The organism is Helicobacter sp. MIT 03-1616 (genome assembly GCF_000765685.2).
Taxonomy (GTDB): Bacteria; Campylobacterota; Campylobacteria; order Campylobacterales; family Helicobacteraceae; genus Helicobacter_C; species Helicobacter_C typhlonius.
Genome location: NZ_JROY02000007.1, coordinates 1 through 18,295, shown reverse-complemented (window position 1 = coordinate 18,295; position 18,295 = coordinate 1). Strand labels below are relative to the sequence as shown.

General features: G+C 35.2%; 19 protein-coding genes and 1 pseudogene. 9 read left to right on the top strand and 11 right to left on the bottom strand.

Going from position 1 to position 18,295, the window contains the following annotated elements; all coding sequences use genetic code 11:
- Window positions 1–4 precede the first annotated feature (4 nt).
- Window positions 5–1,117: a vWA domain-containing protein gene (locus LS67_RS06010; RefSeq protein ID WP_011115889.1), complete on the bottom strand. Its 1,113-nt coding sequence runs from the start codon at window positions 1,115–1,117 to the stop codon at window positions 5–7.
- A gap of 119 nt (window positions 1,118–1,236) precedes the next feature.
- Between LS67_RS06010 and LS67_RS06005 the strand changes: the two genes are divergently transcribed.
- The 4 genes from LS67_RS06005 (at window position 1,237) to LS67_RS05990 (ending at window position 4,031) form a co-directional block, all read left to right on the top strand.
- A complete protein-coding gene (locus LS67_RS06005; protein WP_034327536.1) occupies window positions 1,237–2,100 on the top strand; it encodes an arginase family protein in 864 nt (287 codons plus the stop codon).
- Between the two features lie 177 nt (window positions 2,101–2,277).
- A complete protein-coding gene (locus tag LS67_RS06000; RefSeq protein ID WP_034327535.1) occupies window positions 2,278–3,036 on the top strand; it encodes a DNA alkylation repair protein in 759 nt (252 codons plus the stop codon).
- Window positions 3,037–3,450 (top strand): hypothetical protein, encoded by a 414-nt coding sequence (locus LS67_RS05995; protein WP_034327534.1) that lies wholly within the window; start codon window positions 3,037–3,039, stop codon window positions 3,448–3,450.
- Window positions 3,447–4,031 carry a TetR/AcrR family transcriptional regulator gene (locus LS67_RS05990; protein ID WP_034327533.1) on the top strand — a complete coding sequence of 195 codons (585 nt, stop codon included), beginning with the start codon at window positions 3,447–3,449 and terminating at the stop codon, window positions 4,029–4,031. Before LS67_RS05995 ends, LS67_RS05990 begins: the two co-directional genes overlap by 4 nt.
- A gap of 32 nt (window positions 4,032–4,063) precedes the next feature.
- Here LS67_RS05990 and LS67_RS05985 read toward each other — a convergent pair whose 3' ends face one another.
- The 6 genes from LS67_RS05985 to LS67_RS05960 form a co-directional block, all read right to left on the bottom strand.
- A complete protein-coding gene (locus tag LS67_RS05985; protein WP_034327532.1) occupies window positions 4,064–4,426 on the bottom strand; it encodes a transcriptional regulator in 363 nt (120 codons plus the stop codon).
- 18 nt (window positions 4,427–4,444) lie between these two features.
- A complete protein-coding gene (locus LS67_RS05980; RefSeq protein ID WP_034327531.1) occupies window positions 4,445–5,689 on the bottom strand; it encodes a hypothetical protein in 1,245 nt (414 codons plus the stop codon).
- The gene (locus tag LS67_RS05975) at window positions 5,686–6,468 is read right to left on the bottom strand and encodes a DNA-methyltransferase (RefSeq protein WP_034327530.1); all 783 of its coding nucleotides are present in this window, start codon (window positions 6,466–6,468) and stop codon (window positions 5,686–5,688) included. The genes LS67_RS05980 and LS67_RS05975 overlap by 4 nt, the downstream gene beginning before the upstream one ends.
- Window positions 6,465–7,250, bottom strand: a complete 786-nt coding sequence (locus tag LS67_RS05970) for a DNA-methyltransferase (protein WP_052099887.1) — start codon at window positions 7,248–7,250, stop codon at window positions 6,465–6,467. Before LS67_RS05970 ends, LS67_RS05975 begins: the two co-directional genes overlap by 4 nt.
- Window positions 7,251–7,617: 367 nt before the next feature.
- A complete protein-coding gene (locus LS67_RS05965) occupies window positions 7,618–8,121 on the bottom strand; it encodes a methylated-DNA--[protein]-cysteine S-methyltransferase (RefSeq protein ID WP_034327527.1) in 504 nt (167 codons plus the stop codon).
- Window positions 8,122–8,167: 46 nt separating this feature from the next.
- Window positions 8,168–8,632, bottom strand: coding sequence for a hypothetical protein (locus LS67_RS05960; protein ID WP_034327526.1), 465 nt, complete (start codon window positions 8,630–8,632; stop codon window positions 8,168–8,170).
- Window positions 8,633–8,801: 169 nt separating this feature from the next.
- On the opposite strand from LS67_RS05960, the gene LS67_RS05955 reads away from it, so the two are divergent.
- From LS67_RS05955 to LS67_RS09965, 5 genes and pseudogenes are all read left to right on the top strand, one after another.
- The gene (locus LS67_RS05955; protein ID WP_034327525.1) at window positions 8,802–8,990 is read left to right on the top strand and encodes a hypothetical protein; all 189 of its coding nucleotides are present in this window, start codon (window positions 8,802–8,804) and stop codon (window positions 8,988–8,990) included.
- Window positions 8,991–9,012: 22 nt separating this feature from the next.
- Window positions 9,013–10,107 (top strand): annotated as a pseudogene (locus LS67_RS10250) (Eco57I restriction-modification methylase domain-containing protein); the annotation flags it as partial.
- Between the two features lie 3 nt (window positions 10,108–10,110).
- The gene (locus tag LS67_RS10245; RefSeq protein ID WP_034327544.1) at window positions 10,111–10,884 is read left to right on the top strand and encodes a R.Pab1 family restriction endonuclease; all 774 of its coding nucleotides are present in this window, start codon (window positions 10,111–10,113) and stop codon (window positions 10,882–10,884) included.
- Window positions 10,885–11,251: 367 nt separating this feature from the next.
- Window positions 11,252–14,590 carry an AAA domain-containing protein gene (locus tag LS67_RS05940; RefSeq protein WP_034327524.1) on the top strand — a complete coding sequence of 1,113 codons (3,339 nt, stop codon included), beginning with the start codon at window positions 11,252–11,254 and terminating at the stop codon, window positions 14,588–14,590.
- Window positions 14,591–14,593: 3 nt separating this feature from the next.
- Entirely contained in the window at window positions 14,594–16,048 is a 1,455-nt protein-coding gene (locus tag LS67_RS09965; RefSeq protein ID WP_236096360.1) for a phospholipase D-like domain-containing protein, read from the top strand.
- A gap of 127 nt (window positions 16,049–16,175) precedes the next feature.
- On the opposite strand, the gene LS67_RS09620 is transcribed toward LS67_RS09965, so the two are convergent.
- The 4 genes from LS67_RS09620 to LS67_RS05920 form a co-directional block, all read right to left on the bottom strand.
- Window positions 16,176–16,346 carry a hypothetical protein gene (locus tag LS67_RS09620; RefSeq protein WP_161594480.1) on the bottom strand — a complete coding sequence of 57 codons (171 nt, stop codon included), beginning with the start codon at window positions 16,344–16,346 and terminating at the stop codon, window positions 16,176–16,178.
- A 260-nt stretch (window positions 16,347–16,606) separates the two neighbouring features.
- Window positions 16,607–17,185 (bottom strand): hypothetical protein, encoded by a 579-nt coding sequence (locus LS67_RS05930; RefSeq protein WP_034327522.1) that lies wholly within the window; start codon window positions 17,183–17,185, stop codon window positions 16,607–16,609.
- Window positions 17,186–17,240: 55 nt separating this feature from the next.
- A complete protein-coding gene (locus LS67_RS05925; protein ID WP_034327520.1) occupies window positions 17,241–17,726 on the bottom strand; it encodes a hypothetical protein in 486 nt (161 codons plus the stop codon).
- Between the two features lie 304 nt (window positions 17,727–18,030).
- Window positions 18,031–18,295, bottom strand: a 265-nt coding sequence (locus LS67_RS05920) for an aldo/keto reductase (protein ID WP_138109638.1), incomplete at its 5' end; no start/stop codon positions are given.

The window sequence follows — 18,295 nt, the reverse complement described above, 5'->3', positions numbered from 1 at the left end:
GATACTATTTCTTAGGAGGGTTAGGATCATCAGGGTCATAGATTTTATGTGTTTTGCTTGGAACAATCACATTTATTTCTCTAGGATCTACATCTTTGCCGTTATTGCTTAGCCTTAAAAGCAACTTTTTAAACTCATACGCACTGCTTGGCTCATAAAAACTTCCTTCTGTGGCAAGGGTAAGCTCTTTTAAAGAATCAAGGTTTTTATTTAAAGCTAAAGTGTGGATTGTAACCCAATTTTTCTTAGAGCCACCGCTATTTTTCACAATATTGCGATTAAGATTCTTCGTAAGATAGAGCATTTTTTCCGCACTTCCCCTATCATTTGGGTTGCCATCAGTGATGAGAAAAATTTCTTTCTTCAACCCATTATCTTTTGTAAAATGGCTCATCGCTTTAATGAGTGCATAATTGATGAGTTTTGTTTGCGAATTTACAACTTTTAGATTTTTTGCACTTTCCACAAATTCGCTAGAGCTAAACACATCATCAAAATCCTTAACATCATAATTACTAAAGCTCACAAGCGTGATTTTGGCATAGCTACCTCTGCTTTCTTCTTGAAGTATATGTTTGGCAATAAGGGGCGCAATTTCCTTAAATGCAAAGACATAATCTTTCATTGAATTTGCGACATTGATTACAATAGCAATTTCTTTGGCTGGTTTTGCGCGAAGTTTGAGATTATAATCCTCTTTTTCTTTGTCATAATTGTTTAAGATAAGCTGCTGTTTATCGCAAATACTCATAACCTCTAAATCAGCCCCATTTAGTGTGTAGAGAAATTCTTTATCCGCACTAGTATAAGTGCTATTTCCACTTGAGATACCACCCGATAGAATCCTTCCCGCAAATCGGAGATAGCGGATTTTAGCTGGGATTTTTTGCATATCAATTTTATCTTTATCTTTTACCCACAGCACACTTGGGTCAAAGTGCGAAATCATCGCCATTTCATCGCATTTTGCTCCATAAATAAGGCGAGAGAGCATAGTATCAATGAGCTTTTCATCTACTTCTGGAATCTTTGTTGAAGGATTTGCACCTAATACACTAGAGGTAAAAACGAAGCAGAGCAAAGCTTTAGCTAAGAGTGATTTCATCAAATATCGCATTTGAAATCCTTTTACACTTATTTGTAATTGTTTCAAGGATTCTATCAAGCTTTTGCTTAAAGGGTCTCTATTTTATCAAAGGAATGTTATAATTGATTACCACAGCAAAAGGAAAGAAGATGAAAACAAATGCTTCAAAAACCATTCGGCTTATCTATCCGCAATGGCAGGGTGGAGACATTGCGCATTGGTTTAAAGGGCTGCCTAAAGAGGAGATTTCCAAAGGCTATTTTTTAGGTGCAAAACTCCTTGAACTTCTTACACATAGCACCTCTCACCAAACCCTTGAAGTGCCTGTTTCACAAGAGTTTAAAAGAGAGATAAAAGACGGGGTGCTAGATAAAAGCGATATTTTAAAGCAAACCAAAGCCGCAATGAAACTCATCACAGAATCTAAACCCGATAAGATTCTCACACTTGGGGGTGAATGCTCCGTGTCTGTCGCGCCTTTTAGCTATCTTGCAAGTAAGTATGGCGATGATGTCGCAATGCTATGGATTGACACACACCCTGATATTGGGCTGCCAAATGATGAGTATAAGGCTTATCACGCAATGGCGGTTACGCATTTGCTAGGGCTTGGCGATAAAGAGATTCTTAAAGTCCTCCCCGCAAAAATACCAGCTCAAAATACCCTGCTTGTGGGATTGCATAGTGAGGAGGCAAAATTTTATGCCAAGCGTCAAAAGGAGCTAGGGCTAAAAGCCCTTAAAGCAAAGAAAGTAAGCAGCAAAAAGGTCTTGCAATGGTTACAAGGCACTAAAGCCTCTAAGGTTGTAATACACCTTGATTTAGATGTGCTAGATTTTAGCGAGATTTATGTCGCTGTGGGCAATAGTGGCAAACTCAAAATGAAGGAAGTCGCACACATTATTGAATCTGTGAGCGCACACTATGAAATCGTGGGCTTAAGTATCGCCGAGCTAATGCCAAAGGAACTCATTAAGCTACAAAATATGCTCCAAAAACTGCCTTTGATGTGATAATGTTTAACCCTACTTTATAACCTTAGAATCCGCTTTTGCCTCTTTGGGTTGATGTTTATCTTTTGTGTCCTTTAAAAGTCGTTGATTATATGTGGGCATAAGATTTTGTTTTGCTTTCATATTGACATACAGAATGTATGTATGTTATAGTATTATAAAATTTAGGGGGAAAAGGTGAAACACAAAGACCATTATAATGACGTCTACATCGTGGAATTATCCCAAAAGATTCTAAGTGTAATGCCACAATTTGAAGCGCAAAAGTTTTGTGTAATGTTGCAGGGTAATTTAGAGGATAAGGAACTCTTTGCAAGATTAGATTGTATCGTTGATGCAATGGTTAAGACAATGGGGAGCGATTATACTCAAAACATTCAAAGCTTTTTTCATCTACTTGGCGAGGAGCTAGAAAAAGCGGAGGGAATGTTTAGCTTTGGCTATTGGTTGTTTCCTATTTCACGCTATGTGGAACGCTATGGCAATACAAATTGGCAAGTTTCTCTAAGCTTTATCAAAGAACTTACCAAGCGATTTACAGGTGAATACGCTATCCGTCCGATTCTAAGAGAGCACCCAAAGGAAGTAATGGACGAACTCATTTTATGGAGCAAGGATAGTAATGTGCATATTCGCAGGCTTGCAAGTGAGGGCGTGAGAATCCACCTGCCTTGGTCGCCAAAGCTCCTTGTTGCGCTTGATGAATTTGAAAAGTATGCGATGATTTTGACAAACTTAAAAGATGACTCGCAAAAGTTTGTGCAAAAAAGCGTGGGGAATAATCTCAATGATTTGTATAAAGAAGCACCGCTAAAAGCGCAAACTCTCATCGCACAATGGCGACAAAGTGGGGCAAGCAAGGCGTGTGAGTGGATTATCAAGCACGGAGAGAGAAATCAAAATAAAAATCAACAAAAAAGAAAGAGAGGAAAATAAATGGCACAGAGTATTTATCCCGTCCTAATGACAGACAGACTTCAAGAAAGTAGCCTATTTTACAAAACTTATTTGGGCTTTGCGCAAAACTTTTCTAGTGATTGGTATATTAACTTATCTCACCCTGATGGTGGCGAGTTAGCCTTGATTGATGTAACTCACGAAAGCATACCCGCACTCTATCGCGCAAATGCGAATGGAATCCTCGTTAATCTTGAGGTAGCAAATGCCACACAAGTGTATGATTTTATCAAAAACAAAGATGAACGCATTATCGTAGCGCATTTGGCAGATGAGGTTTGGGGGTGGCGACATTTTATCATAAAAGACCCAAATAATGTGTTGATTGATATTATTGAAGTTTTGCCGCCAAGTGCGGAGTTTTTAAACAATGATTCTAGCGGTGTATTATGACAAACAAAGAAGCTACGCGCAAAACTACCTCCGCCTTGCTAAGCGTTGCAAGAGCACATTTTGCGGAATATGGCTACTTTGATGTCGCACTAGAAAAAATCGTAGAAGAAGCAAATGTAACGCGCGGGGCGGTATATCATCATTTCAAAAACAAGCAAGGGCTTTTTGTCGCTGTGCTAGAGAGTGTGCAAGAAGAGGTTGCCGCGCAGATAGAAAAGCAGGCTTTGAAAAGTGATGAGGCGTGGGAGCAGCTGATATTAGGCTGTGTGGGGTTTATCAAAGCAGCAAATGCAAAGGAAAATAGGCAGATATTATTAGTTGATGCACCCGCTGTGCTTGGTTGGGAAGTGTGGAGAAGCGTTGATGCGAAGCATTCAATGAGTGTGTTGCAAGCGCATATTGAGGAGCTAAAGGCACAAGGCTATTTGTGTGAAGAAGTAGATACGCAGTTGATGACATTTGCGCTCTCTGGTGCGCTCAATGAGCTAGCATTGCAATTTTGTGCGAATTTCAAAAAGAAGCAAGAAAAGAAACTTCTAGCCACTCTTACACAATTTGTGAGCGGGTTTAGGAAAGCTTGATTTATGGGGTGGAAGTTGGTTGTCTTTTGCTCTTAAGCCTTATTTTTCTTTGGCTTTTTGGGCTTTGGCATAGGCAGAGTGGGAGCGAGGGTAAGCACGACTTCTCTTAAAGTCGTATAAGAATCCACATCAAGGATATAAGATTCTTTTGCACCCGCGTAAGGAAATCCAAGCGGGGCGGATTCTAAAAGGGGCTTTAGAATTTCAAATTGCTTGACATAGAGCATCTCATCACAGAGCAAGAAAATAGGCTTAGGCACACTCTCTTTTGCCTCAATCACATAAATGCAGTATTCGCCAAACATCTTTTTAGCACTAAAGTGATAAGGCGTATCCTCTAATGCGCTTTTAAGATTCTCTAGTACAAAATCCTTAAAGCTCTCACTTGTGGGCATTGGTAGTCCTTTAAATATTTAGGTTTCTTTTGTAGATAAAAGTTGTTGATTGTATGTAAGCATAAGATTTTGTTTGTCTATGTCATATTTAATATTTGTATTATTTTTACAGCACACACAATTATTGTGAAAGTCTGTAAAAATCGCATCATTATCCTTAAAACTTAAAAGCACATTTGCATTTTGATTTTGTGTGATTTGTGCGTGAGAGTAGGCATCAATATAAACAAGGTTTTGCCAATTATCAAAGATTTGAAACTCTAAACGATTTTTTGCAAAGCAGAGTGGCACGATATGGTGAAGCTCAAAACCTTTTATTTTTGTAATCTTGTGCTCTGTAAAATAACATTGTTTTTGCACTAAAGAGCGTTTAAGTTTTGCATTATCTTCATAAATGCTTTCTTTGCCTATGCGTATATAAAGCTTTTCTTCCTTTTTGTTCCACTCAAAATATGCCATTTGCGCTAAAAGGGTTAAGATTTGTTGTGTTTCGTTTATCCAATTATGAAAATCTCTCTTGTGTGTTTTATCGCCACTAAAATTTGAGGGGTTGCAATATGCTTTTATTTTTTCTATTACAAGCTTTTGAGGAAATTTACTTAAAGCGCGAAACTCTTTAATAAATTCTATAATTTCTTCACGCGTATAAATATGAGAATCCGATGTTTGATAAACAAAAGTGCCAAAAAAGAGTAATTCATAGATGGTAAGATAAGGCTTATTTAGCTCTAATACAATTTGTAAAATCTCTTCACCAAAACCATTCATTAAAGATTCTAAGGCTCTTGTATAGAGAATATTTCGCGTGAAAATATCTTTAGCCGATAATAGTTCTATGGCGAGTGGGGTTAAAGCAATATACTTTTTCATTCCATTTTCAAAAGGACTTAAAGCTTTTTTCTTAGCGTTAAATCTATTGATTAAGCCCATTCTGTGCATATCTACAAAAATATTTTTTCGCAAAGAATCTTGTGTGCAACGTCCAATTTTTGAAGCTATATTATGCGTAAGTTTTGCATACATTTCCTCTCCATTGATATTTTGAGGTCGCTTACTTAAATCTGTGGTGCGAATTTGCAAATAATTCTCTCCACAAAGATTATAAATTTCTTGCAAAATAATAAGGATTTCCTTTTGTTCGTAACGATTGTGTTGTGAAATTTGCACCCCACGATAATTCTCGCTCTGCACTCTTTTGACTAGAAATTTTATACACTCTTTGCTCTCATCTATCTTTAAAATATCTTGTAAAATCTGCGTCATTCACTCTCCTTTATCTCCAAACTAGAATCCACATATTCTATAAATGCTTCACAGCCTATACTATTCCTACCTAATTCTCTAGCTACTAGACTTGTTGTGCCACTTCCTGCAAACAAATCTAGCACCAAATCTCCCTCTTTAGAACTTGCCTTAATCATTCGCTCTATCATTTCTCTTGGTTTTGGTGTGGGGTGATTGAGCTTTTGCACCTTGCCATTCACCTTTTGCTTATGCCTCTCACTTACTATCTCCCACACATCAGGGCAAAGTTTGCCTTTTTCATTAGGAAACCAACGCTTACCATTCTTTAAGATTCCTTTTTCTCTTGCGTGAGCTATTCTTTGAGTAGAATCATAAGGTGTTCTCACAGAATCACAATCAAAGTAATAACCCTTAGAATCCATTGTGTAGAATAAAATAGATTCTTGTGCGTTATTAAATCTCTTTTTATTCGCACACATTCCATCTTTTTTATACCAAGTAATGAAATTTTGAAAAACTGCCCTGCCTTGCAAATAATGCAAAAACAAAGCGCAATGATAAGGCGTATTAAAGATATAAAAACTTGCACTTGGCTTCATTTTTTGCAACATCAAATCAATCCAAGCAAAACTAAATTTTAAAAATTCTTTCTCACTCTTAAACTTGTCCCAATCTGCCACTTTTAGATTATAAGGCGGGTCAATGATAGCTAAGTCTATGCTCTTATCCTCTAAAGATTCTAAAAAACTAAAGCAGTCTTGTATATAAATTTTGTTTAACTTTAAAGTTTTTTTCATTGTAGCTTTTCCTCTATCACGCTCTTATAGTGTGCATAGAGTTCATATCCCACATAATTTCTTTTGAGTTGTTTAGCTACTTTCAATGTCGTGCCACTCCCTGCAAAAGGGTCTAACACCACATCTCCCACAAAAGAATAAAGTTTAATAAGACGATAAGGTATCGCTTCAGGCATAATAGCTGAATGCTTCCCAAAGGCACTATCGCTTTTATTTGGAATAGGAATATCCCATATTTGCTTTGTGTATTCCACCCATTCTTTTTGTGTAAGTTTGCTTTGCTCTTTTATCTCTGGTGGAATCTTATTGTTTGGTTTGCCATTTTTAACATAAACACTTATAAATTCGCTTGTGTTTTGTGCATAAAAATTGCGTGGATAAGGATAGCTACCAAACATTAACGATTTTGTCGTATTAGTGCGATTCCAAATATATAAATCAAGCAGGAATAATGGAGTATTGTGTAAAATGCTGTGTTGAATATCGCTTTGCAAGTCAAAGATATGGCGATTGTAATGCGTGTTCAAATCTTTTTTGAGCATAGGCATTAAAGGCACATTAATACAGAGTTTGCCATTTGGCTTTAATACCCTATAACATTCCCTCCAAACCTGCAATAAACCATTGAGGTATTCTTTATAATCATTGATTGCGCCCAAATCCTCTTTTTTAGATTCTGAATGTTGTGTGTTTTGATAGCCATTTTTAGAGTAATCTTTGATATTAAAATAAGGCGGGGAAGTGATGATTAAATCTACACTACAATCTTGCAATTCGTTCATTGTGGTGCTAGATTTGTAAAAGATTTGATTATGGAGCTTATAGAAGCTTAAGCTTTGTATCATTATTTTCTCCGCAACAAAATCTATATTCTATCAAAAATTTCAAATGGATACAAACTCAAGCCAAAGCCCATAAAATATAGAATCTTCTTTTTGCAAATGCAGACAATGAGCTTATTTGGGTTGGGTAAGGTTTAAAAGCTAAATCTCTCAATGTAAAATCTCTAGGATTTTCTAGGCTTTTAATCTTTAAAACTTTTTAAAATCCTCACATATTGCTTTGCCATTTTTGCGTAAGGGCAGAGTGTGCAAATCTTTGAAATGCAATTTAATGAAATTTGCGACTGAACTAGCCCAATGGATATATTTAAGCCCTGTCGCCACTCTCAAACTTCAACAACCACTCTTTGCGTTTCAAACCTCCTGCATAACCTGTGAGGCTTTTATCACTTCCAATCACTCGGTGGCAAGGGATAAGTAGCGCGATAGGATTTGCTCCTACTGCACCGCCCACAGCTTGAGCGGACATTTTGGCTATGCCTCTTTGGCAAGCGAGAGTTTGCGCAATCTCCTTGTAAGTTATCGTGCGTCCATAGGGGATTGTGCGTAAGATTGTCCATACAGATTCTCTAAAGGGTGTGCTTTGCGTGTGAAGTGGAGCTAGAGGCGGAGTGAAATGTGGAATCTCTCCGCTGAAGTAAATCTCTAGCCATTGTTGCGTTTGGGCTAAAATCGGCGTTTGCTCCTGCACACAATCTTTTGGCAATGTAAAATACTTTTGCCCCTCAAACCATAAGCCAAGTAGTGCGCTTTCATCACTTGCAAGTGCGATTGTGCCAAGCGGTGAGTGGAATTGCTGCGTATAAATCATTAAAACTCCACATATAATCAAAGGTAATGATGAAACGATTTTGCTCCTAAGCTCCGTTATCCCCGTCTTCTATAATTTCTACTTTTTGTCCATTTTGTTGATATGTATTCTTAAAATCTGATTCATCAGAGCAGTCATTATACCTTATTTCCAAAGTGTTTTGATTTGGACGCTTTATATCCATAAAACAAGTTTGACCATACTTGTTTTTTATTTCTACTCTTTTTGTAGTTTGGATATTTGGTAAATCTTGCAACAAAGCTTTTTGATAAAGTTGTGTTTGTGGTTCATTAGCCCTTTCTCTTCTTTGTGCGCTTTCTATCCAAAACCTTAAATCATTTCTAAACGCAGTGAGAATATCTGTGTTGTTTATCCAACACTTTGAAGCTTCGCAAGAATAATCATCACCACATATTTTCTCTCTATATCCCACTTCACATTGTATATCAAGCCTCTGTGCAGCATCTATAAAGCCGAAGCTAACAAAACATAACATCATTAACCTCTTCATTGCGCCTCTCCTTAAACTTAAGAAAATTTTACCAAAATATATTTAAATAGCTTGTGTTTTAAGGCTAGGATTGCACTTTGTATAAAATTAGGGAATCCACTCTACAATAGCATTTATAGACTCTTTTTTTGCTATAATGTGAGGTTACTTTTGACTCGGAGATTAAAAGATGATGCCATTAGAAGAGATAAAAAGTCTTAGCCATAAAGATAAAGATGATTTGCAAAATGAGCTATGGGAGATTATCAAAGCAAATGATTTGAGCAAATTGAAACAATTTCTACAATATTATGACGCGCAGCGGTTTTTTTATGACCCAAATTTTGATGATGAGGAAGAACCGATATTCAACCATTGAGAGTAAAGCGAGAACAGAATAAATGACAGCCCAAGCACATTTAGATAGAATCCAAACAATTAATCAAGGGAGTTTTTACACGCCGGATTCTATCGTGTGCCTTGTGTATCAAATGCTTTTAAATGCTAAAATTGATATAAAAGATTATGTTTTGCTTGATAGCTCTTGTGGTTATGGGAGTTTTTTAAATTTAGAGGGTTTTAAGCAAAATATTGGTGCAGATATTGATAAACAAGCCTTGCAAGAGGCACAAAAAATTTTTAAAGATTATGCCATTGCACCTTTATTCCTCCATACAAACTCCTTGCAAAATGTCTCAAGAGAAAAATTTAATATTTTAGAATCTTCTAAACTCATTATCGTAGGTAATCCACCTTATAACGATAAAACCTCTATCGTGCAAAATTGTCTTAAAAATATTGATTCTACTCCTGTGGATTCTCAACTTAAAGCGCGAGATATAGGCATTAGCTTTTTGCGCTCATTTGATATATTAAAAGCTGATTATATCTGTGTGCTTCACCCGCTTTCTTATTTGATTAAGGAATCAAACTTTAAATCCCTAAAAAACTTTATCAAACACTATCATTTATTAGATTCTACAATTATTAGCTCACAAATCTTTTGCCCTAAATCTTTGGGATTTTTTCCTATTGTTATTGCCTTGTATGAAAGAGACAATCAAGGAATGGATTTTGATTTTATTTGTAATTTTTCTTTTAAAACTCGTGAGGGCAAATCTTTTAGGCTCAATGATTTTGATTTTGTAGCAAAATATATTGATAAATATCCAAATAAAAAGCGGGTGGATTCAAGGCACAAAGTGGCAATGTTTTATACTCTGCGCGATATTAATGCCCTCCGCCGCTCTAAAACATTTATAAGCAAAAATACTGCAAACGCGGTGTATGTTACACAAGATAAATATAGCCTTTATTGTTATGTTGATGTGTTTAAACAAATCATTAAGCATATTCCGTATTATCTAGGAAATTGTGATATTTTGATAGATTTTAAGAAATTTCAAGCATTAGAATCTGCATTTATCAAAGCAAGTGAAAATAAGATTCTAAGTGAGGATATAATGCAGTATTTTAAAGATTTGCTAGGGGAGCATTATATGAGGATTGAAAGTGTAAGAGATAATAAAATTCGTGTAGAGATTCCGCTTACAACACAAAGCGGTAAGATTAGAGTAAAGATAAGAAATAGCTTTTATGAATATGGAATCCCAACGGCGACAAAACAAATTCCATTCTCGCAAAAACATTATATTGAATGGCAAATTGGCTATGATGTGGATAAGAGCGATAAAGAAAAACTTGCTTTAAGCACTCTGCAAGAGACACATTTTGTAGGAGCAAATGAGAAAAATAAGGCACTTTATGAGTTAAGTGAATATTTATATTATTTTGTGCAGTGGGGAATTATCAACAAGACAGAAATTGAAAATCTTTGCACATTTTTACAAAATCTTAAAAATGAGGATTTTATAGACAGCAGAGAGGATTTGCAGATTTTTAGAAGCCACCCAAAGCAAAAGCAAATTTTAGACATAGAATTTTATGTAAGCGAAGTGAAATATCCGCTTTTAGTTCATAAATTTGGCAATTTTGATGTGTTGGTTGAAATCATAATCAAAGAAAAGCAAAGAGCCATAGGAGTGCAACCTATGCTTTATGTGTGCTTTCCTATCACAGAATTAGAACCTAAAAACAAGACAACTTTTCTTGGAAAAGCGGCAAATACTAAAGAATGTGGGATTTTGTCATTAGATGCTAGACATAAGACATTTGTGCTTGAGTGTTTTAAGATTTTTGGTATCTTAAGCAAGAATCATCATTACGATGTGTTGCAGATTCTTCATTTGATAAAAAAGATATTTTTTAAATAGGTTTTTGTGCAAAAGATAGATAATATCTCAAGGATTCTAAATATTAAGTAGGGATAATCCTTACCTGCACAATCTACCAAAACTAAGGAATCCACTCTACAATAGCATTTAATCCTTAGGCTCAAAGGGTGGGCTAAAAACCCTTTGAATCTATCGTAAGGGCATTATAATTTAAAAGGGCTTAAAATTAATGTTAAAAACTCTTCTTTATCACACTCACCATTACTTCAGTCATTGGGCTTAAGGCGATGAGCTAATTTTAAGTAGCGTAGAATTTTATAAGTAAAGCTTAAGATTCTACGCTATAATTTTGCATTTTGTATTGTTAAGCTACAATTCCACAAAAAGAAAATTGGGGAAACAATCAATGCAACACACATATAATGAAAAGATTTTAGGCAAATACACTATTATAGAAATTGTAGAAGAATGCAATACTTTGCATAATGGGATTTTTAAGACGAAATCTGCAGGGAAAGATTTTCAAATCACCACCATATCAAAAGATAATATCAATGAATTAACCCAAAGCACACTTTCACACACTGCACAAAATCTTAGCGATATTTATCATCCTAATATCTCACACTTAAAACTTGATGAAGATGAAACATCTTTCTATCTTATTAGAGAGATACTTCAAGAAGTTCATGAGATTGATAATAGCATTTTTGAAGAATATGACGAGGAATTTCAATACCAAAAGTTGCTTGAATGTTATTTACAGATTTTTGAAGCCATAAGCCATATTCACCATAAAGGTTTTTATCACGGTAATATCAATCCTAGCAATATTCTTATTAATGAAAACAATCAGGCTTTTTTGCTTGATTTTGGAAAAAGCTATTTTTATGAATCTCTAAAAACCAATTCTAGCCAAAACATTGATAAACGATTTTATGCACCAGAGCAGATTAAAGATGTTAGCAATGTGGATGCAAAAAGTGATATTTATGCGTTTGGGCTGTGTATGCTGAAGATATTTTTAGATAGCTTACAAGATGAGGATATAAAGTTTGAAAACCTTTATGCCCATCCTAGAGACCTAAAGGGGATTTTTGAAGCAGTTACAGAACAATTTGATTTAGAAGATAAAGAAAAGGATCTTTTCGCACTTATTCAACAAATGACAATAGAAGAGCCACAAAATCGTATAAACTTAGAGGGTTTTGGAAAAAAACTTAGAGAAATTTATAGAAACATAAAGCAGACTTTTAATTTTGAGATTAATCTTAGTGATAAGGTAATGACCAACTATAAAGAGCGTAATAGGGTTAATATATATGAGGTAACAAAGCACATAACAGATAAGATAAAAGGCAGGAAATCGCATTGGACTTTTGGTAAAGACAAGGAGGGCAAGGAGGAGATTAAAATAGCCTGTGGAGATTTAATATTTTGTTGCTCTACAAAAGATTCTTTTTATTTATTTTGCTTCTCTATCTTGGATAATCCACAACTATTAGAAAGAGTTAGAGAAAATGGAATTCCAAGAGACGATAGCTTTGTTATTACATTTAAGAATAACCATTGCAATGATTGTGATAATGTGCAAGATATAAAAGATGAGTTAAAAGAAGATTTCAAACGGCAAGAGCTACAAAATAAATATCAAGAAATTGATAGGCAAGCTATAAAGAGTGAGGAGGATTTGTTAGAGGCGGAGAGAAAATGGCTAGTTTCAAAGAAACATACACAAAAAGCTAAAATGTTGGAGGTAAAAAGAGGAGATAATACGCTTGTCTTTGAAATTGTCAATAAAGAGCAAGACAACCTAGAATCTCAAGATAGCAAAAACTTACAAGATTCACAGAATCAAGAGGGTATAAACGATACCAAAGTATTACAAGAAAACAAAACACAAAATATCTTTAAACCTAAAGATGAAGTTATCATTAAGGAAAATGGTAAAAAAGATCCAATTAAAGGCGAAGTGCAAAGTTGTGATTCTGCTACGCAAAAACTTGCAATAAAACTCCCTAAAAAATATGATTCTGTTGCTATAAATAACAATCCAAAAATTTATTCTATCTCTCACGATTATCAAATAGAGGAAATTTTATGGAATAAGAAAAATCGTGCATTAGAGGAGCTTAAAAAAGGAAATACTCCCATTCCAAATTTGCTTAGGAAAATTAATAATCCCAAAGAGCTAGAAGCAAACGAACTTGTAGAGATAAAATCTTTCATAGATTCTTCACTTGATAAAAATCAACAAGAAGCTGTGCAAAAGGCTTTGAGTTTAGATAATGAAAGTGAAATCTTACTTATTCAAGGACCACCCGGAACAGGTAAGACGACAACTATTACAGAGATAGTAAGGCAGCTTACGAAAAGACATCGGCATTATAAGATTCTTGTCTCCTCACAGAGTAATCAAGCTGTGGATAATGTGCTAGAAAAAATCGCAAAAGAGGAAGATAAGATTTTGCGCATTGGCAATGACGAAAAGAAAATGAGTGAGGAAGCAAAGAAGTTTGTGCCACAAAAAGTGCTTGATAAAATCATCAAAGACACAAGAGAGAGAATCAAAAATAATCCCATTAAGCACCAAAATGAGAGCATTCAAGAGGAACTGAAAAATTTGCAAGATGAATTTGACAAAAAGCTACAAACCTTAAGTGCAAAGATTGGTGCAGATAAGGGCAAAAGCCACGATTATGAAACTGCAAATTTATTTTTAAAAAATATTCGCCTCTTTTTTGGCACTTTGCTTGGTATTTCTTCTTGGAAAGATTTTAGAGAGATTGTCTTTGATGTGGCAATTATTGATGAGGCTGGGAGAGCTACGCTAAGTGAGCTTTTAGTGCCTTGTATTAAGGCAAGGAAAATTATCTTAGTGGGTGACCACAAACAATTAGCTCCAGTAGTAGATGATGAGGTAGTGGAGCATTTACCAAGAGATGTGAAAAAGCAAGAGGTAGCCACCTCTATTTTTGAGCGATTATATGGGAGAATGGAGAATGCGATAAAAGACAAAGTAGAGCATTTAAAGAATTTCAGGCATCGCTTAACTTTTAACTACCGCGCCCATTCTAGTATCTGCGAGTTATATAGCCAGAGCTTTTATGAGGGGGAATTGCAAACAAAAGAGGGGCAAGATGAGTTAAAGCAACATCATCTCACTTGTTTTTCAAAAAATGCAATTTGGCTTGATACAAGCAAAAGGAGCGATAAAGAAGATAAACAACAAGGCACGGGGAAAATTAATCACTGCAACGTAAAGATTATAGAATGCACACTTAATAAGATACTTAAAGAAAAAATAAATCCAGATTTCATTCAAGATATAGGCATTATCACACCCTATAAGGCACAAGCTGATTTGCTTAAAAATAAGCTTAAATCCATAAGAAATAATTTTAAGGATTCTAATATTGGACTAGATATTGGCACGGTGGATAGCTTTCAAGGCAGTGATAGGGATATTATCATTTATGATTGTGTGCGCTCCTCTAAAGGCAAAAATAGCAAACAAAGCCAAAGGCAAAGAAAAGGTGGCAAGATTGATTTTATTGCCGATGAAAAGCGGCTGAATGTTTCGCTTTCTCGTGCAAAAAAACTTTTGCTTATTGTAGGTGATATGGAGTTTTTGTATCAGGCAAGTGTAACAGAGGGGGAGAATCCTTTTGTAAAAATCATTGAGTATATGCAAGAACATAAGCAATCCTATGAAATTATTAATGAAGTGAAATCTAAGGAATAAAAAATGGCAAAGAAAAAGACTTTACGCTCACAAAATACACAAGAAGCACAAGAAAAAGATATTGATTTAGAGTTGATTACGCATAAATATAGCGATTATTATCAAGATTCTAAAAATGCGCAAAATGATGATGAAAATGCACTTGTGCAAAAAATAGATATGCAAGAGCAACAAGACACGAGCTATTATTGGTATGATACAAAATGGGTATTTTATCCTATGTATGTCAGCAAGGTAACATACGATATTGTGCTAGATCGGGATATTCACCCTATCATTCTTAGTATTTTAAAAAGCATTAAAAAGTTAGAGAGTTTGCAAGATATAAATATAGGGCAAACTTTGGGAGACATCACACAGCTTGATAGCGAGATACTCGGGAGTATTTTAGCAGATTTAGAGACAAAGGGCTTTATTAAGATAGCAGATTCTATAAAGCTTAGTGATAGTGGCAAAGAAGCCTTGCAGAAAGAAAAAGAGAAGATAAGAGAAACAAGATTTGATTATGTGTTAAATGATGGCATTTGTGGAGAAATGCTAGACAAAGCAGAAAAAAGTAAAGATTTTCATTTATCAAAACCAAAAGATAAAGAAGATGTTATAGAGCTTAAACCAAAAGGCGAGAAAAGATTAAGATTTGGAAATTTAGATGAATTATTTGATGAAGATAAGACTTTAAGCCTAGAGCAAATGTTAAGGGAGATTCTAAGACCAAAGGGAAGCGAATCCTACGATATAGAGCAAATATGTGCCATATCTGAATCTAAAAAATATTTCAAAGAATACATTTGCCTGTTTTATAAAAACAAAAGTGAGGAAGAAAAATTTTTGGCTTTAAATGAAAGGCTAGAAATTGATAAAGAAGTGACCAAGCTTCTTGATAAACTCATAGATACTAGCAATTTCAATCCCAGCAAAAATCAAGCCTATCAAGATAATAAACAAAAATTTGAAGAATCCACTTCCGAAGTTATAGAGGAGCAACTAAACACTGATTTAAGCGAGGGCAAGACTTTGCAAACGCAAGAGCATAAAAAATATTTGAAATATACCTTAGCTAATGCAAAAGAAGCAGTATATATCCAAAGCCCTTGGATAAGAGTAAATATCCTTAGAGAGTATCAAAGTGATATAGAATCTGCACTCAAAAGAGGTGTTAAAGTGCAGATTAAATATGGCTTAAAACCTAGAAACCGATTTGATAAGATAGGCATAGATGAGGATTCAAAAAATATTACCACACAATGGAGCAAGAATTATCCTAAACTTTTTATGCTCAAACGAGATAATAATCATTCAAAGATTCTCATTTGTGATAGGGAATTTATGATTATAGGGAGCTTTAATTGGCTAAGTTTTGGTGGAGAATCTCAAAATGGTGAAAAGCCGCGAGATGAGACTTCAAGCATTAATAAAAATAAGGATTCCATTGCAAAAGAGATTGCAAAATTTAACTAATTGTGCCAAATGGTAATGTCTTTTGCCTCTCAAAGCCTCTATTAGCTTCTTGATTTTTCTTATTTAAATTTTAGAAATTTCAAAAAGTCAATTCAGTATTAGAAAATCAAACCTATACATCTATATTTCAGGACTTTTCTACTGCAATTTCTACTAAATTTCCATCAGGGTCTTTAAGATAGATTGAGTTAAGCTTGGAGTGTGCGCCTGTGCGTTCTACCACACCAAGCAAAATCTCTGCTCCCTTTGCTTGCAGATTTTGCTTAATCTGTTCTATGTCTCCTCTGCAAGAAGACAAAAATCCAGCGCACCCACGCAAGAAGCAGAAGCACTTGGGCTAAACTCACCAAAAGATTGATGAATGTTGATTTTCTGCGCTCCTAAGTGCAAAGCATATCTTGTAACGCTTTTACCCTCGCTATTTGTGCCTTTTTGTTTTAACTTATCTTTTTGGGCTTAATGGCATTTGGTGTGCTGCTTTTGTAGGTGATTTGCTTTGTGTTGCCTTAAGTTTTGTGCTACTCAAAAGAATTTTAAAATTTTGATTCTACTTGCTCATTAGGGAATCCATTCTACAATAGCATTTTGCGGGCGAGATTTGTGCCATTGCATAAACTCTGTAAAGTCCGTAATGCCTTCTTGTAGCACGGCTTGGTAGTATTCTATCCCTGCGATTTTAAGGTTATCTGGCGTTTCAAACTTAAGCTTTAGAATCTGCTCTTTTTGTGCTTCGCTCATTATTTGTAAAATACGCTCCGCCACTCTCTCAAAATACCCCGCATACTTGCTGCCTTGCACAATGTGAATCATATCTATTTGCCAAAGTTGCTCGTCTTGATAGAATGCGTGCCACTCCAAACACTTATCCTCTTGCTCCAAAAGATTGCGATACTCTATGTGGATAATTTTAGGATTGTTTGCGAGTTTTGCCATTGCGTCAAAGCTTCGGGTAACTTCAAGTGTGGGCGTGTAGATATGGAAATCAATATCAAGATGTTTGCAAAGTAAGCCCATTTTGAGTGAGCCAATGAGGTTAATCTCCGCACCTATGCTTTGCCAACACTCCAAAACTTTGGTTTGCTCTATCACTTCAAAGGCTTTTTGTTGATTTTCTTTGGCAAGTTCTAAAAAATCCAAATCTCACTCCTATTATGCAATGAAATCACGCAAGATTCTATAATGCTTTTTTGTTTTATAATTCTTGCAAACATCTTGTAATGGCTTCTCTTATGTCGTCAGCTTCTGTATCTCCTTGCCCTTCAGCAGTGCAAAGGAACAATGGTTCTTGGGTTTTAGCCTTTAAAATTTGAATAGACACTTCAAGTGTATAACCTCCTAATCCCCCTAATACCTCTCTTTTATCACCTTGTCCATATTTAACTATAAGGGTTTGAGTTGGATTAGTAATGCTCTCTACAATAACAAATCCTTTTTTCATTAAAATGCCAGAGATGACATCTGAAGGATTGATACTTTTAGATGTTATATAGGAAAATCCTCCGCTTGTACCATATCCAATATAGCCACCTCCTGTGCCAGAATTTAGAGTTTGTGTTTGTGAGATAAAAACAAATTGATAAGCATTTACATCGCCAAGCCTCTTAACTTCCACAGGTTTTAGCATTGCACAACCAGAGACAAACAACATACTTAAATATATTAGTGCAAATCTTATCATTTAATCCCCCTTTGTTTTTTACACATTTTAGCAGATAGGTAAATCACATTATAACATATTTTGCAATTTCCCCTTGACAAACACCAAGTGTCAGGCTTTATAATGTCAAATGTATTTTAAAATCACAAAGAGAACAAATGACACACGCAACATTCACACAAACTTTCACACGCATTTTTCACGCGTAATACAAACTTTGCATAAAAGCTTAAGAGTAGAATCGCAAATTGCTAAAATAGATATTTTTCAAGCTTGAATACCGCAAACGCTTATTTATTCATTTTTACTTTATACCAAACTTCCCCTAATTATTCGTCCAAGAAAATGCACTTTTATTTGTATCAAACCCTTTAAGAATCTGCATATCCTGCGCACTTAAAGAGAAATCAAAGACATTAAGATTTTCTTGCATTCTTGCTCTTTTAGAAGTTTTTGGTATGACAGAGATTCCTTGTTCAATCAAAAATCGCAAAACCACTTGTGCGGGTGTTTTGTTGTATTTTTGTGCAATGCTTTTAAGTGCGGGATTTTCTAAAATCGAGCCTTTCCCCGCGATAAAAGGACTCCAG